This window comes from Amycolatopsis camponoti, assembly GCF_902497555.1.
GTDB lineage: Bacteria > Actinomycetota > Actinomycetes > Mycobacteriales > Pseudonocardiaceae > Amycolatopsis > Amycolatopsis camponoti.
In genome coordinates, this window is sequence record NZ_CABVGP010000001.1 from 1327459 (window position 1) to 1341153 (window position 13695).

Below are 13695 nucleotides of genomic sequence, written 5' to 3' on the forward strand. Positions count from 1 at the left end.
TGAAGGAGTCCACGATGAGAGTTCGGAAGACCGGCATCGCGGCCGTCATCGCGATCCTCGTGACCGCGATGGTCGCCCTGTTCACCGGCGCGGGCCCGGCGTCCGCCGCCCCGGCACCGGCCGCCCCGGCGATCCCGGCGCTGTCCACCCCGATCACGGGCACGTTCACCGACGCGTCGGGCGGCACCGGCACGGCGGCCGGCACGTTCACCCCGACCGGCTTCGTCGCGGACGGCAGCAACCTGCTGGCCGACGGCGTCGCCGACGTGACGCTGACGGACTCGGCCGGACGGCAGGTCGGCACGGAGTCCCGCGCGGTGACGGTGCCGGCCGGCGTCGCGGCGGCGTCCTGCCAGATCCTCGACCTGGTGCTCGGGCCGCTCGACCTCGACCTGCTCGGCCTGGTCGTCCACCTCGACCGCGTCCACCTGAACATCACGGCCGACGCCGGCCCGGGCAACCTGCTCGGCAACCTGCTGTGCGCGATCGCGGGCCTGCTCGACCCGGGCCCGCTGAACAACCTGCAGGCGCTGGTGAACCTGCTGAACCAGATCCTCGCCCTGCTGCGCGGCTGACGCGTCGCTCCCGCGATGACGGGTCGGCTCACCCCCGGGTGGGCCGACCCGTCGCGAGGCCGGCGACCGGCGGTTGCGCCGTCACGGATCCGGCGGCCGTGTAGTGCGGCCGACTACCGGGGACGGCCCGGCGGGCGTCGAGCGGACCAAGTCGGCGCGTACTGGCCGGGCAAGGTCGGCGCGTTCGTGGCGACCGAGCAGCGGCGGCTGGAGCAGGAGCGGCGGCGCGGGCACCGTTCGCGCGGACGTGGACTGCGCGAACGCCGCCCGCCTCCTCGCGAGCATGGTGGAGCGCACGATTTCCCTGCGCCGCGCGCCGCGCGCCGCGGGCCGCAGGCCGCAGGCCCGGAAGCGGACCCGGCGAAGGCTCTTGCGCCGTCGATCCGGCTGACCGTCTCCGACTGAAGGTCCGCCGGATGATCACCGGGAACGAGACGAGTCCGAAACCTCCGCCCCGGGCGTAACGGGCGACCGTCCGGACGCGACTCACGCGTGTCCGGCGGGCCGGGGAGGCAGGATGAAGAAACGACTGGTGATCTGCTGCGACGGGACGTGGAACTCCCTCAAGCAGCCGGCTCGGACGAACGTCGCGAAGGTGTGGGACGCGGTGCCCGGCGAAGCCCCGGACGGCGTGCGCCAGCTGACCTGCTACCTCAAGGGCGTCGGCGCCGGGCTGCCGTGGCTGGGTCACCTGGCCGGCGGGGCGTTCGGCTGGGGCCTGTCGGCCAACGTGCGGGACGCCTACCGGTTCGTCGTCGAGAACTACGCGCCCGGCGACGACCTGTACTTCTTCGGGTTCAGCCGCGGTGCCTACACCGCGCGCAGCACGGTCGGGCTCATCCGCAACTGCGGAGTCCTGCGTCCCGACCACGCCGACCGGATCGGCGAGGCGTACCGGCTCTACCGGGACCGCGACGTGGCGACCGGGCCGGACAGTCCCGCGGCCGTGCGGTTCCGCGCCGAGCACGCCTGCGAGAAAGTGACGCCCATCCGGTTCATCGGGGTGTGGGACACAGTCGGCGCGCTGGGCATCCCGCTCAGCGGCGGCCGCTTGCTGCACCTGATCAACCGGCGCTGGCAGTTCCACGACATGACGCTGAGCTCGACCGTCCGGTCGGCCTTCCAGGCACTGGCGGTGGACGAGCACCGGAAGTCCTACGTCCCGGCCGTCTGGCAACCCTCGTTCAAGCGCGCGGAGCAGAACCAGGAACGCGAGCAGGTCTGGTTCACCGGCGCGCATTCCGACGTCGGCGGCGGGTACCAGGAGCACGACCTGTCCGACATCGCCCTGCGGTGGCTCGCGAACCGCGCCGAGCGGTGCGGCCTCGGCTTCGACCCGGGCGCGTTCGGCGACCTGGCCGACGCGAACGCGGAAGGCGAGCTGCACAACTCCCTCAACGCGTTCTTCCGGCTGTTCGGCTCGGCCGACCGCCCGATCGGCAAGGCGGACGAGCCGTCGGAGTCCCTGGCGTCCAGCGCCCGCGACCGGCACCAGGCGATGGCGTACTCGCCCGCGAACCTCGCGACCTACCTCGAAGGCAGCCCCAAGATCACCACGGTTTGAGCGGAAAGCTCAGCGCACGGCGACGAACCAGCCGGCCACCATCGCGATCGTGTAGACCACCACGCCGACGAAGACGCCCGGCCAGCGAGGCCCGCCGCGCCGGATCAGGAGTGCGCTGGTCAGCCAGGCCAGCAGGTTCGAGACGATCCAGCCGACCGGCGGCAGCCAGAAGACGACCTGCTGCCCGGTTTCGGTACAGGGGAACACGATTTCGTCCGGCCGGCACGAGTCGGTGCTCATCGCCGCGGCAGAGCCGAACAGGACCGCGCCGGCCCCGCCGAGCAGCGCCAGGAACCAGCAGGTGACCGCGAACCCGATCCGGCGGGGCGGGTGCATGGCCGGGTACGACCGGCTGTCCGTCATCGGGGTCCGCTTCTCGAGTGGCGTTACCGTTCGATCGTAGCGCTCACCGGTGGCCGGTACGGGCGAAATCGCCGGACTTCAGCAGTGGAACGAGGGCGTCGGGGCGGTCCAGCGGGATGATGTGGCCGCAGTCGTCGAGGACGTGGGACTCGAGGACGTCGGTCACCGGGCGCAGCTGCCGCGCGAGGGTTTCGCCCACCGGGTGGGCGCCGATCGCCACCGTCGGCACGGTGAGCCGGCCGGTCGCGACCGCTTCCGCGATCTGCCGCGCGCTCTCCGGCATGGCCCGGTAGTGGGCGAACGCGCACCGCAGCGCGTCGCGGCCGGTGTAGGCGGCGACGAAGTGGTCCCGGAGTTCGCGGGGCACGCCGCCGCGGGTGCCGGCGTCGAGGAACCAGCCGATGTACTCGGCTTCGTGCCCGGTCAGGACCGTCTCGGCGAGGTCGGGGACGGCGTGGAACCCGAACCACCACGGCGGCCCGCCGGCGAGAAAGTCTTCGGCACCGGGAAGGCGGCCGAGCAGGGACTCCATGAGGACGAGCCGGTGGACCCGCTCGGGCCGCCTCATGCCGAGCAGGAACGCGGGCGGGGCTCCCGCGTCGATGCCGGCGACCGTCGCCGCCGGTTCGCCGAGGGCGTCGAGGAGGGCTTCGGCGTCGGCGGCGAGGGTGCCGGCGTCGTAACCGCCGTCGGCGCGGGTGGTTCCGCCGAGCCCGCGCAGGTCGGGGGCGATGACGCGGTGGTGCGGGGTCAGGTGCGGGAGCACCGCGCTCCAGACGCGCCAGGTGTGCGGGAACCCGTGCAGCAGCAGGAGAGCGGGTCCTTCGCCGCCGATGGCGACGTTGAGGTCGATGCCGTTCGCGGTGATCCGGTGTTCGCGCACGCTGTCTCCCGAAGTGGTTACCATTGGTTAGTGGCTGACGATAGGTAACGGCCGTGGCCCGGCCAAGACGGCACTTCCCCGACAGGTGGTGAGCTCCAGGTGACCCCTTCGAGCAAGGGCGATCTCTTCGACCCCGCGTGCCCGACCCGCAAGCTGCTCGACCGGATCGGCACGAAGTGGACGTCGATGGCGGTCAAGGTGCTGGCCGACGCCGGCCCGGCCGAAGTGCGGTTCGCGGACCTGCAACGGCGGATGCCGGGGGTGTCGCAGAAGATGTTGTCCGTGACGCTGCAGAGCCTCACGCGCGACGGACTGGTGGCGCGCCGGGTCGAGCCGACAGTGCCGCCGAAGGTCCACTACCGCCTCACCGACCTGGGGCGCTCGCTCGAGGTGCCGCTGGCCGCCCTGCGCAGCTGGGCCGAGGAACACATGCCGGCGATCGACCGGGCCAACGCCGTCGCCCGGGACTGAACCGCGCCGAGGTCGTCACCACCGTGCCCGGCCGGACAGATGGCGTCGGACAAGATCGGCTTCACCGGCTGACGACGCCGGCGGCGGTGTGCCAGGCTGGGGGAGACCGCCGCCGAAAGGAACGCCATGCACCGGCTCACCGTCCTCTACCCGCCGCCCGCCGACGAGGCCCACTTCCGCGACTACTACGTGAACACCCACCTGCCGCTGGCGGCGAAGCTGCCGGGGCTGGTGCAGTCGCAGTACTCCTTCGACGTGGCCTCCCTCGCCGGCCAGAGCAAGTACTTCGCGGTGTTCCACGCCGACTTCGAGTCGGCGGAGGCGATGGCATCGGCCTTGGGCTCCGAGGAGGGCAAAGCCGTGTCGGCGGACGTACCCAACTACGCCAGCGGCGGCGTGGAGCTGATCCACTACCCGCTCAGCTGATTCTCCCGGCGTGACCCACGCGTCACCCGGGCCACCACGAGCCCGCCCGCGAAGAACAGCACCACCAGCGCCAGCAGGACGATCGCCAGGGTCACCGAGCCGCTGATCAACGTCGTGAAGTTCGCCAGCACCAGCACCGTCACCACGACGATGCCGGCCAAGCCCAGCGCCGGCGCGACTCGCGTGTGCCACAGCCGGTCGTCGACCCGGTTGCGCGCGAAGAACACGATGATCGCCGCGCCGGTCAGCACCATCAGCGCCAGGATGCTGACCGTCGCCAGCCCGGACATCCACGTGAACAGGTTCAGCACCGGATCCGAGCCCGCGACCACGAACACCGCCAGGATCACGGCCGCGGACGCCGACTGCGTGAGCGAGCCGATGTGCGGGGAGCCGTGCCGGTGGTGCGTGCGGGCCAACGCCTCCGGGCCGACGCCCTGGCGGCCGAGGGCGTAGTGGTAGCGCGCGATCGCGTTGTGGAACGCCAGCAGCGCGGCGAACAAGCTCGTCAGCAGCAGGATGTTCATGATGTCGGCGTACGCGGTCCCGAGGTACCGGGCGGCCGCGCTGAACACGAGACCCGCGGTGTCGCCGCCGGCCGCGGCCTCGACCTTCGACGGGCCGTAGGCGATGACCATCGTCCAGCTGCAGACCGCGTAGAACACACCGATCAGCAGGACGGCGGTGTAGGTCGCCGCCGGGATCGTCCGCCGCGGCGAACGGGCCTCCTCGCCGTAGATCGCCGTCGCCTCGAACCCGATGAACGACGCGACGGCGAACATGATCGCGATCCCCGGCGCTCCGTGGAAGAAGCCCGCCGGGCTGAACGAGCCGGGCGAATACCCCTCCGGCCCGCCCTTGACGAGGATCGTCACGGCGAGCACGGCCAGCACGCTCATCTCGAGCACCAGCATCACGCCGAGGACGCGCGCGCCGAGGTCGATGCTGCGGTAACCGAGCGGGGCCACGACGAGCAGCAGCACCCCGGCGAGGACCCACCACGGGATGGACGGGCCGCCGTAGTGGGTGATGAGCCCCTGCAGCGTCGTCGCGGCCAGGCCGTAGATCCCGGCCTGGATGGCGGTGTAGGTCAGCAGCGCCAGCCCGGCCGCGCCGAGCCCGGTCGCGGGACCCAGCCCGCGAGTGACGTAGGCGTAGAACGCGCCCGCGTCGACGACGTGGTGGCTCATGGTCGCGTAGCCGACGCTGAAGAGCAGCAGCACGACCGCGACGACGACGTAGGCGAGCGGGACGCCGGGCCCGTTGCTGATCGCGAGCATGACCGGCAGTGCGCCGCCGATCGCGGTCAGCGGGGCGGCGGCCGCCACGACGAGGAAGACGATCCCGGCGATCCCGATGGATCCGCGCAGGGTGTGGCCGGTGTCGGTGGCGGGGACGGGAGTGGTACTCGGTTCGGCCATGGTCGGCTCCGAGGGGACGGGGAGGGAGGGAGGGGTTGGTGCGTCAGGTGCTCGACGGCTCGCGTTCGTGGACGAGCCGCCCGGAGACGACGAGGCCCGCGCGGCTCAGGCCGGGTCTCCCGGGTGGTGGCAGTGCGCGCTCGCCGACGGTGGCACGTCGAGCGTCGGGTTGCGGTCGAAGAACCCCACCGGCTTGAGCGTGAAGCCCGTGTAGTCGACCGGCATGATCGGCCAGTCCTCGGGGCGCGGCACGTGCGTCAGGCCGAACGTGTGCCAGACGACGATGTCCTCGTCGGCCAGTGGACGGTCCTGGGCCGCGTAGGCCGGGAGCCCGGCGCCGCCGGCGTGCTGGTTGACGAAGTCGCCCGCCGAGTACCGCTCGGCCGGGTCATAACGCGTCACCCACAGGTGTTTCGTGGCGAACCCGGCGCGCCGCGCGATGGAGGACCGCGGATCGGCGAGCAGTGTCGGCAGGCCTTCGGGGACGAGGGCGTAGCCGACCGGCCGCCCGAGGCGGTTCTCGCGGCCGGGGTTGACGATGTGCCACGCCCGGTTGCGGCCGGGATCGGCGTCGCGCTGCGCTTCGGACTCTTTCTCGAGAACGGTCCGGCGCGTGGTGAAAGCGTTGCCACGCGGGTTGTCCGGCCCGATCGGCACGCGCTCGACGTCGATCTCCTCGACGCGGTTGCGCACGCCGTCGACGGTCATGTCGAGCCGCGCGCTGAACAGGTGCTGGTGCAGCGGCGCGCCGAGCCCGGGGGCGATTTCCGATGCGTACGGGTAGTCGCCGCCGTCGTGGGCCGAGGTGAACACGACGCCGGTCGCCTTGGCCTCGAAGGCGATCGTGCCGTCGAGGGAGAAGTACCAGTAGAAGCCGTAGTCGTAGTTGCCGACGGTGGTGAAGAACGACACGACCAGCCGGCGCTGACGCCGCGTCTGGGCGGACCCGGACCACAGATCCGTGTGCTTCCACAGGATCCCGAAGTCCTCTTCGTGGAGGCAGACGGCGTTCGGGAGGGTCTTCGGCTCGCCCTGTTCGTCCGCGATCACCGCGTCCAGGTAGGTGATCTCGCCGAGGCAGTCGCAGCCGAGCTCCAGCGCGTTCGCGTACCGGCCGACGAGGTACTCGCCGGTGTCGAAGTAGTTCTGCCACGACCGCACCGGCGCCGGGTCGGCGTAGGGCACCACCATTTCGGCGATGGAGGCGCGATGGACGATCGGGCGGACGCCGTCGCCCTCGTCGAAGCCGATCTGGTGCAGGACAAGGCCTTCGCGAGCGTCGAACCCGACGCGCAGCGACCACTTCTCCCACGTGAGGAGGTTGCCGTCGAGGTGCAGGCTCGATCCTTCGGGCTGGGTGATCTCGATCGGTTTCTGCGTGGTGCGCAGCGGTCCGTGCACCGCGGGGTCGTCGTAGTCGCCGGACTCGCGCGGCACCGGGACGGGCCCGCTGTCGATGACCTGGTCGACGACCCGGTTCATCGTGTCGACGTAGGCGACGAGGCCGTCGATCGGATGGGCCCACGCCGAGTCGCTTTCCTTCTCCTGCAGGAAAGCCAGGCCGCGCAGGATCCGCCGGCCGGACTCGTCCGGGTACTCGTCGGCGTAGACGCCGGCCGAAAGCGGGGCCACGCGGACGTTTTCGACCGCGAGCCCACGGATTTCGAGGGCGGCGAGCCAGCGTTCGTCGGTGGCGAGGACCTGTTCGACCAGCTCGAACTCCTCGTCCAGCACGGGAAGCTGGCCGCTGGTCGCGGTGTCGAGCTCGGTGGCGGACACGACTTCGGCGGCGAGCACGTCGACCACGACGTCCCGCGACTCCTGGGTCGCCAGGTCCAGCAGCAGCGCGCGGAACCGGCGGCCCGCCGTGCCGGCGAGCACGTCTGTTTTCGGGGGTTCTTCGAGTCCGACGTAGACGAACCGGGTGCTTTCGGCGACCAGTCCGGCATTCTCGGCGGTTTCGCGGACGGTCCGGATCTCTTCGGCCGTCACCGGGGCGAGCGGATGCTGAGGCATCGGCGTCCTCCTTGAGCGCGTGGCGGCAACTATACTGAACGCTTGTACAAAATAAAGAGGGGCGGAAGTCACGGCTGGGTCACGGCCTAGGCTGGACGGAGAGGCCGCCGGCGGGAAGGGAACGTTCGTGCCCAAGGTTGTCGATCACGACGCGCGCCGCCGGGAGATCATCGGGGTGGTGTGGCGGCTCGTCGCCGAGGAAGGCATCCAGTCGGTGACCACCCGGCGGATCGCCGAAGCGGCCGGCTTCGCGAACGGGGCGCTGCTCTACTACTTCCCGAACAAGGACGCCGTCCTCACCGCCGCCTTCCAGCACATCTTCGACTCGACGAACACCCGCGCCGACAAGGCGGAGGGGGATCGCCACGGCTTGAGCGGGCTCCGGACGCTGTGCCTGGAGATCATGCCGCTGGACGACGAGCGCCTCACCGAAGCGCGGCTGGCGATCACGTTCTGGCAGCAGGCGCTGAACTCCCCCGAAAAGGCCGAGATGCACGCGGGCTTCATGAACCGCTGGCGGGTGGAGATGCGCGCTCTCCTGGCGGAGGCGACGGCCGACGGCGAGATCGGCGAGCTGCCGAGCATCGACGCCGTCGTGGACGAGCTGCTCTCGATGCTCATGGGCCTGCAGATCCTCGGCGTCCTCTCGCCGCGGGAAGCGACGCCGGAGCGGCAGCTCGGTCAGCTCGACGAGTTCTTCGCCCGGCTCCGCCGCTGAGCGTCAGCTCGGGATGCCGGCGCCGATCCCGTCGAGGAGGAAGCCGAGGCCGATCCGGAAGGTCTCGTCGGCGTCCAGGTGGGCGGCGTCGCGGATGACGGTCTCCAGCGCGGGGAACCGGCCGGTCGCGAACATCCGCACCAGGTACGGGCCGGAGGCGGCCTGCCACTGCCGCTGGTCCATCCCGGACGCGCGTTCGGCGCGGCGTTCGGCGATCTCGCGGCGCACGGTGCCGATCACGTACGCGTCGACCGCGCCGACCACCGGCATGACCAGGTCCAGGTCGACGCCGTCGAGCGCGGCCAGCACGGCCTCGCCCCTGGCCAGCGCGTTCGGCCCGAGCTGGGGCCGCCCGCCGATCAGGTCGGCCAGCCACTCGTGCCGGTGCGCGGCGCGCCGGGTCAGCTCGGCGACGGAGGTCAGCACCTCCCGCCAGCCGTCCCCGGACGGGCGGATCTCGGCGTAGACCGCGTCGACCATCAGGTCGAGCAGCTCCTCCTTCGTGGCGATGTAGCCGTACAGCCGCATCGGCCCGACGTCCAGCGCGGCGGCGACCTTGCGCAGCGACACCGCTTCGAGGCCGTCCGCGTCCGCCAGCCGGATCGCCGTCCGGACGATCCGCTCCCTGCTCAGCGGGGTCGGCACCGGTCGTTCCGGCGGCTCCGGCCGTTCCCACACCAACATGCGAGTGACAGTACATCGCATCTTTCGATACAGTGTATTTGTCAATACAGTGTATCGAAGGGGCTCCCATGAAGATCGCCATCGTCGGAGCCGGGCCGGGCGGCCTGGCCCTCGCCCGGGTGCTGCACGTCCACGGCGTCGAGGCCGTCGTGTACGAGCGGGAGTCCTCCCGCGACGCGCGCGGCCAGGGCGGCATGCTCGACATCCACTCCGGGCAACAGGCGCTGCGCGAGGCCGGCCTGATGGCGGAATTCCTCGCGATCGCCCGCGGGGAAGGCCAGGACATGCGCCTGCTCGAGCCGGACGGCACCCTGCTGCTGCAGGAGGACACGCCCGACGACGCCCCGCTCGTCCGGCCCGAGGTCGACCGCGCCGATCTGCGCGACCTGCTGCTGGACTCCCTCCCCGAGGGCGTGGTGCGCTGGGGGCGCGCGTTCGAATCCGCCGGAGACGGCCTGCTGCACTTCGCGGACGGCAGCAGCGCGGAGTACGACCTGCTGGTCGGCGCGGACGGCGCGCAGTCCCGGGTCCGCGCGCTGGTCACCGACGCCCGCCCCGCGCACATCGGCCAGAACGCCGTCGAGGTCGGCATTCCCGACATCGACCGCACGCACCCCGAGCTCGCGGCGATGGTCGGGCGCGGCACCTACTGGGTGCTCGGCGACGGGAAGTCCCTGGCGGCACAACGCAACGGCGACGGCCGCGTCCGCATCGGCGTCAGCTTCTACCACACCGGCGAGGACTGGTTCGCCACCAGCGGGATCCCGTTCGACGACCCGGCCGCCGCCCGCGCGCGGCTGATCGAGCTGCTCCCCGGCTGGCACCCGCGGATCACCGCGCTGATCGAAGCCTGCGACGACACGGTCGTGCCGCGGTCGTTCTTCACCCTCCCGGTCGGCCTGACCTGGCCGTCGCGGCCGGACGTCACGGTGCTCGGCGACGCCGCGCACCTGATGCCGGCGGTGGGCGAGGGCGTCAACATGGCCCTGCTCGACGGCGCCCGGCTCGGTCTCGCGCTGGCCGCGCACCCGGACGACTTCCCCGCCGCCGTCGAGGAATACGAAAGCGAAATGTTCGAACGCACCGCCGCCGTCGCCCGGAAGTCCGCGGACATGAAGGAAATGCTGATGTCTCCGGACGCCGCCCGGAGACTGCTCGCGTTCTTCCAGCCGGGCTGAAGGGCAGCAGGGGTCACCCCTCTTTCTCGAACCACTGTGCCGGAATCCCCTGTGCTGCTGGTAAAACCGGAAGGACGGCCTACGGTTCGGGGTGGGCCGGTCCGGGGTGTGGAAGGGAATCCAGATGACCAGCGGCAACGTCTTGCGGCTCGACGTGAACGGCCAGGACGTGCACGAAGAAGGCCGGCTCCTGCGCTCCGAGGGCTCGGCCGGGCTCGTGGAACTGCCCGGCGGCGTCCCGGCGTGGGCGGTCGCGGACGCGGCCACGCTGCGCAAGCTCCTCACCGACCCCCGGGTGTCGAAGGATCCCCGCGCGCACTGGACCGCGTTGCGCGAAGGGCGGATCGGCGAGGACTGGCCGCTGCTGATCTGGGTGTCGGTGCGCAACATGTTCACCACCTACGGCGCCGACCACCGGCGGCTGCGGGCCTTGGTGTCCAAGGCGTTCACCCCGCGTCAGGTCGACGCCATGCGGCCGGAGATCGAGCAGATCACGACCGGGCTGCTCGACCGGCTCGAGCACTCGGGCGCGAGCGGCGAGCCCGTCGACCTGCGCGAGGAGTTCGCCTACCCGCTGCCGGTCGAGGTGATCTGCCGGCTCTTCGGCGTGCCGGTCGACCGCCGGGCCGCGATGCGCTCGGTCGTCGACACCATCTTCGACACCACCGTCACCGCCGAGCAGGCGCAGGCGAACTCGCACGAGCTGTACGAGCTCATGCGCGGCCTGGTCGCCGACAAGACCGCGAACCCCGCCGACGACCTGACCAGCGCCCTGATCACCGCACGGTCGGAGGACGCGACCCGGCTCGACGCCGACGAGCTGGTCGACACCCTCATCCTCATGCTCACGGCGGGGCACGAGACGACGGTCAACCTGCTCGACCACGCGGTCACCGCCCTGCTGACCCATCCCGAGCAGCTCGCCGCCGTCCTGCGCGGTGACCACAGCTGGGCCGACGTCATCGAGGAAACGCTGCGCTGGCAGGCCCCCGTCCCGTACCTGCCGCTGCGGTACGCGGTCGAGGACATCGCCCTGGACGACGGCACGATCATCGCCAAGGGGGAGGCGATCCTCGCGGCGTACGCGGCGGCCGGCCGCGACCCGGCCGAGCACGGCGCGACGGCCGGCCGGTTCGACCTGTCCCGCGAAGACAAGCAGCACCTGGCCTTCGGGCACGGGGTGCACTTCTGCATGGGTGCCCCGCTCGCCCGCCTCGAGGCCGCGATCGCCCTGCCCGCGCTGTTCGCCCGGTTCCCCGGGCTCCGGCTGGCCGTGGACCCGGCGGAGCTGGCCACCGTCCCGTCGTTCCTGTCCAACGGCCACACGGCGATCCCGGCGGTGCTCGGCGGGGGAGCCTGACGACCGGGGGCGTGTACGGTTGCGGAGCGCCGGTTCCGTTCCAGGGCCGTCGCCCCGCGTCCCCACCCGGGGCCGGTTTTCCGTTCAGGAGGCCCCACCCGCCGTGCCAGGCTCCTTCGAGGTGATCAGGACCGCCGGGGCGACGATCGTCGCGGCGGCGGGTGATCTCGACCTCGCCGTCACGGACGTCCTCGAGGCGCTGCTGGACCGGGAGCTCCGGCGGCGACCGCCGGCCCTGGTGGTCGACACCGCGGCGGTGACCTTCTGCGCGGCGCGGGTGCTGACGATCCTGGTGGACGCGACCGCCGACGCCGTGCTGCGCGGGGTGCCGTTCGCGCTCGCCGGCCGGAACCGGGTACTGCTGCGGCCGATCGAGCTGCTCGGGCTGGGCCGGGTGCTGCCGATCCACCGGGACACGGGGGAAGCGCTTTCGTGGCTGGCCGCGGTTCCGCTGCTGACCGACCGCTGAACCGCCGGAAAGACCTTCAGGCGTCGCGCCGGAAGGCGAGCAGGGCGATGTCGTCCTGGGCGTCGCGGCCGAACTCGTCGAGCAGCTTGTCGCACAACGCCTCCAGATCCGCGTCGTGCGTGACCGCGCCGGCCAGTGCGGCCATTCCCGCGTCGAGGTCGGTGCCGGATCGCTCGATGAGCCCGTCGGTGATCAACAGTGCGAGGGTGCCGACCGGGAGGTCGATCTTCGTCGCCGCCGGGCGGGGCAGGCCCACACCGAGCAGCGGCCCGCGGATCTCCATGAAGCGCGTTCCACCGGCGTCGGCCAGCAGCGGCGGGATGTGGCCGGCGCAGGCCACCTCCGTCGCGCCGGTCGCGGGATCCACCAGCATCAGGCACGCCGTCGTGAGGCCGTCGGGGTGGAAGCGGCTCACCACCGCGTCGAGGCGGTCGAGGATCTCCACCAGGCCGTGCCCTTCGACCGCGTAGGCGCGCAACGCGTGCCGCACCTCGCCCATCACCAGCGCCGCCTGGAGCGAGTGGCCCGAGACGTCGCCCACCGCGATGAGCAGCCGCCCGTCGAGCTCGGTCACCTCGTAGAAGTCGCCGCCGATCTCCGTGTGGCGCGACGCCGGGAGGTAGCGGGCCGCCATCGGCAGCTGCCGGCTGCTCGGCAGGCTGCGCGGCAGGAGGCTCCGCTGCAGCGCGACGGCCAGATCGCGCTCCCGGGACAGCGTGCGCAGGGCGTCGGCGGCCAGGGCGCTCACCTGGCCGAGCTGGGTCAGGACGTCCCGGTCCTGGTCGGTGGCCGCCACCTCGTCGTCGACCGCGACGCACACGACGTCGGCACCGGGGCGCGCCCGGGCCAGCATGATCGTGGAGCTGCGCCCGGGACGCCACGCGAGCTCGTGGCCGCTGCTGACGGTCGTGCGCACGTGGGGCTGCAGCAGCGACGCGGTCAGGTGGTCGAGGACGGCAGGCTCGGTGCCGGTGGCCGCCCGGTGGTCTTCGGCGGCGCTCGCGGTGCGCACCGCGCCCTGCGGCGTTGTCGCCAGGGCCGCCGCCGGGGCCGCGAAGATCGCCGCCGCGCCCGCGGCGACCGCCGCCAGGAAGCCGTCGAACGTCGTCGCGGAGTTGATGGCGAGCGTGGCTTCGGTCAGCTTCGTGAGCCGGTGGGCCAGCCGCTCGGCCACGGCGCGGGCGCGGTGGTAGCGCAGCGCCGACTCGACCACCGCGACCAGCTCGGCCGGGTCCACCGGTTCGACGAGGTAGGCGTCGGCGCCGCGGTTGAGCCCGTGGGTCCGGTCGTCCGGCTCGATGGCCGTGGCGGACATGTGGATCACCGGGATCGCCGAGGTCGCCGGGTCCGCCTTGATCCGCTCGCAGACCTCGATCCCGCTGACGTCGGGGAGGTTGACGTCGAGCAGGACGAGGTCCGGCCGGTGCTCGGCGACCGCGTCGAGCCCCGCACCGCCGGTGCCGGCCTCGACGACGTGGTAGCCGTGGCGGCGCAGCCAGCTGCCGGCCAGGTAACGGCTGGCCTCCATGTCGTCGACGATCAGGATCGTCGCGGCCGGGTCCGGCAT

General features: G+C 72.0%; 14 protein-coding genes. 8 read left to right on the forward strand and 6 right to left on the reverse strand.

Annotation, left to right across the window (positions count from 1 at the left end; translation table 11 throughout):
- Positions 1-14 precede the first annotated feature (14 nt).
- Both AA23TX_RS06435 and AA23TX_RS06440 read left to right on the forward strand, forming a co-directional pair.
- Complete coding sequence (locus tag AA23TX_RS06435; protein ID WP_230862372.1) at positions 15-575, forward strand: hypothetical protein; 561 nt, start codon at positions 15-17, stop codon at positions 573-575.
- A 517-nt stretch (positions 576-1092) separates the two neighbouring features.
- Positions 1093-2139 carry a T6SS phospholipase effector Tle1-like catalytic domain-containing protein gene (locus AA23TX_RS06440; RefSeq protein WP_155541652.1) on the forward strand — a complete coding sequence of 349 codons (1047 nt, stop codon included), beginning with the start codon at positions 1093-1095 and terminating at the stop codon, positions 2137-2139.
- A 9-nt stretch (positions 2140-2148) separates the two neighbouring features.
- On the opposite strand, the gene AA23TX_RS06445 is transcribed toward AA23TX_RS06440, so the two are convergent.
- Both AA23TX_RS06445 and AA23TX_RS06450 read right to left on the reverse strand, forming a co-directional pair.
- A complete protein-coding gene (locus AA23TX_RS06445) occupies positions 2149-2502 on the reverse strand; it encodes a hypothetical protein (RefSeq protein ID WP_155541653.1) in 354 nt (117 codons plus the stop codon).
- 43 nt (positions 2503-2545) lie between these two features.
- Positions 2546-3385, reverse strand: coding sequence for an alpha/beta fold hydrolase (locus AA23TX_RS06450; RefSeq protein ID WP_439328749.1), 840 nt, complete (start codon positions 3383-3385; stop codon positions 2546-2548).
- Positions 3386-3484: 99 nt separating this feature from the next.
- Here AA23TX_RS06450 and AA23TX_RS06455 point away from each other — a divergent pair, with 99 nt between their 5' ends.
- On the forward strand, positions 3485-3856 hold the full coding sequence (locus AA23TX_RS06455) for a winged helix-turn-helix transcriptional regulator (protein WP_155541655.1): 372 nt from the start codon (positions 3485-3487) through the stop codon (positions 3854-3856).
- Positions 3857-3982: 126 nt separating this feature from the next.
- Entirely contained in the window at positions 3983-4282 is a 300-nt protein-coding gene (locus tag AA23TX_RS06460; protein WP_155541656.1) for an EthD family reductase, read from the forward strand.
- On the opposite strand, the gene AA23TX_RS06465 is transcribed toward AA23TX_RS06460, so the two are convergent.
- Both AA23TX_RS06465 and AA23TX_RS06470 read right to left on the reverse strand, forming a co-directional pair.
- Entirely contained in the window at positions 4267-5703 is a 1437-nt protein-coding gene (locus AA23TX_RS06465; RefSeq protein WP_155541657.1) for an APC family permease, read from the reverse strand. The two genes, AA23TX_RS06460 and AA23TX_RS06465, sit on opposite strands and share 16 nt — an antisense overlap.
- Positions 5704-5808: 105 nt before the next feature.
- Positions 5809-7752, reverse strand: coding sequence for a primary-amine oxidase (locus AA23TX_RS06470; RefSeq protein WP_277875405.1), 1944 nt, complete (start codon positions 7750-7752; stop codon positions 5809-5811).
- 94 nt (positions 7753-7846) lie between these two features.
- On the opposite strand from AA23TX_RS06470, the gene AA23TX_RS06475 reads away from it, so the two are divergent.
- Positions 7847-8437: a TetR/AcrR family transcriptional regulator gene (locus AA23TX_RS06475; protein WP_155541659.1), complete on the forward strand. Its 591-nt coding sequence runs from the start codon at positions 7847-7849 to the stop codon at positions 8435-8437.
- Positions 8438-8440: 3 nt separating this feature from the next.
- Here the strand turns inward: AA23TX_RS06475 and AA23TX_RS06480 are convergent, their stop codons facing one another.
- Entirely contained in the window at positions 8441-9121 is a 681-nt protein-coding gene (locus tag AA23TX_RS06480; RefSeq protein ID WP_155541660.1) for a TetR/AcrR family transcriptional regulator, read from the reverse strand.
- Between the two features lie 68 nt (positions 9122-9189).
- Here AA23TX_RS06480 and AA23TX_RS06485 point away from each other — a divergent pair, with 68 nt between their 5' ends.
- The 3 genes from AA23TX_RS06485 (at position 9190) to AA23TX_RS06495 (ending at position 12128) form a co-directional block, all read left to right on the forward strand.
- Positions 9190-10299: an FAD-dependent oxidoreductase gene (locus AA23TX_RS06485; protein ID WP_155541661.1), complete on the forward strand. Its 1110-nt coding sequence runs from the start codon at positions 9190-9192 to the stop codon at positions 10297-10299.
- Between the two features lie 124 nt (positions 10300-10423).
- On the forward strand, positions 10424-11659 hold the full coding sequence (locus AA23TX_RS06490) for a cytochrome P450 family protein (RefSeq protein ID WP_155541662.1): 1236 nt from the start codon (positions 10424-10426) through the stop codon (positions 11657-11659).
- Positions 11660-11780: 121 nt separating this feature from the next.
- Entirely contained in the window at positions 11781-12128 is a 348-nt protein-coding gene (locus tag AA23TX_RS06495) for an STAS domain-containing protein (RefSeq protein WP_155541663.1), read from the forward strand.
- Positions 12129-12144: 16 nt separating this feature from the next.
- Here AA23TX_RS06495 and AA23TX_RS06500 read toward each other — a convergent pair whose 3' ends face one another.
- The gene (locus AA23TX_RS06500; protein WP_155541664.1) at positions 12145-13695 is read right to left on the reverse strand and encodes a fused response regulator/phosphatase; all 1551 of its coding nucleotides are present in this window, start codon (positions 13693-13695) and stop codon (positions 12145-12147) included.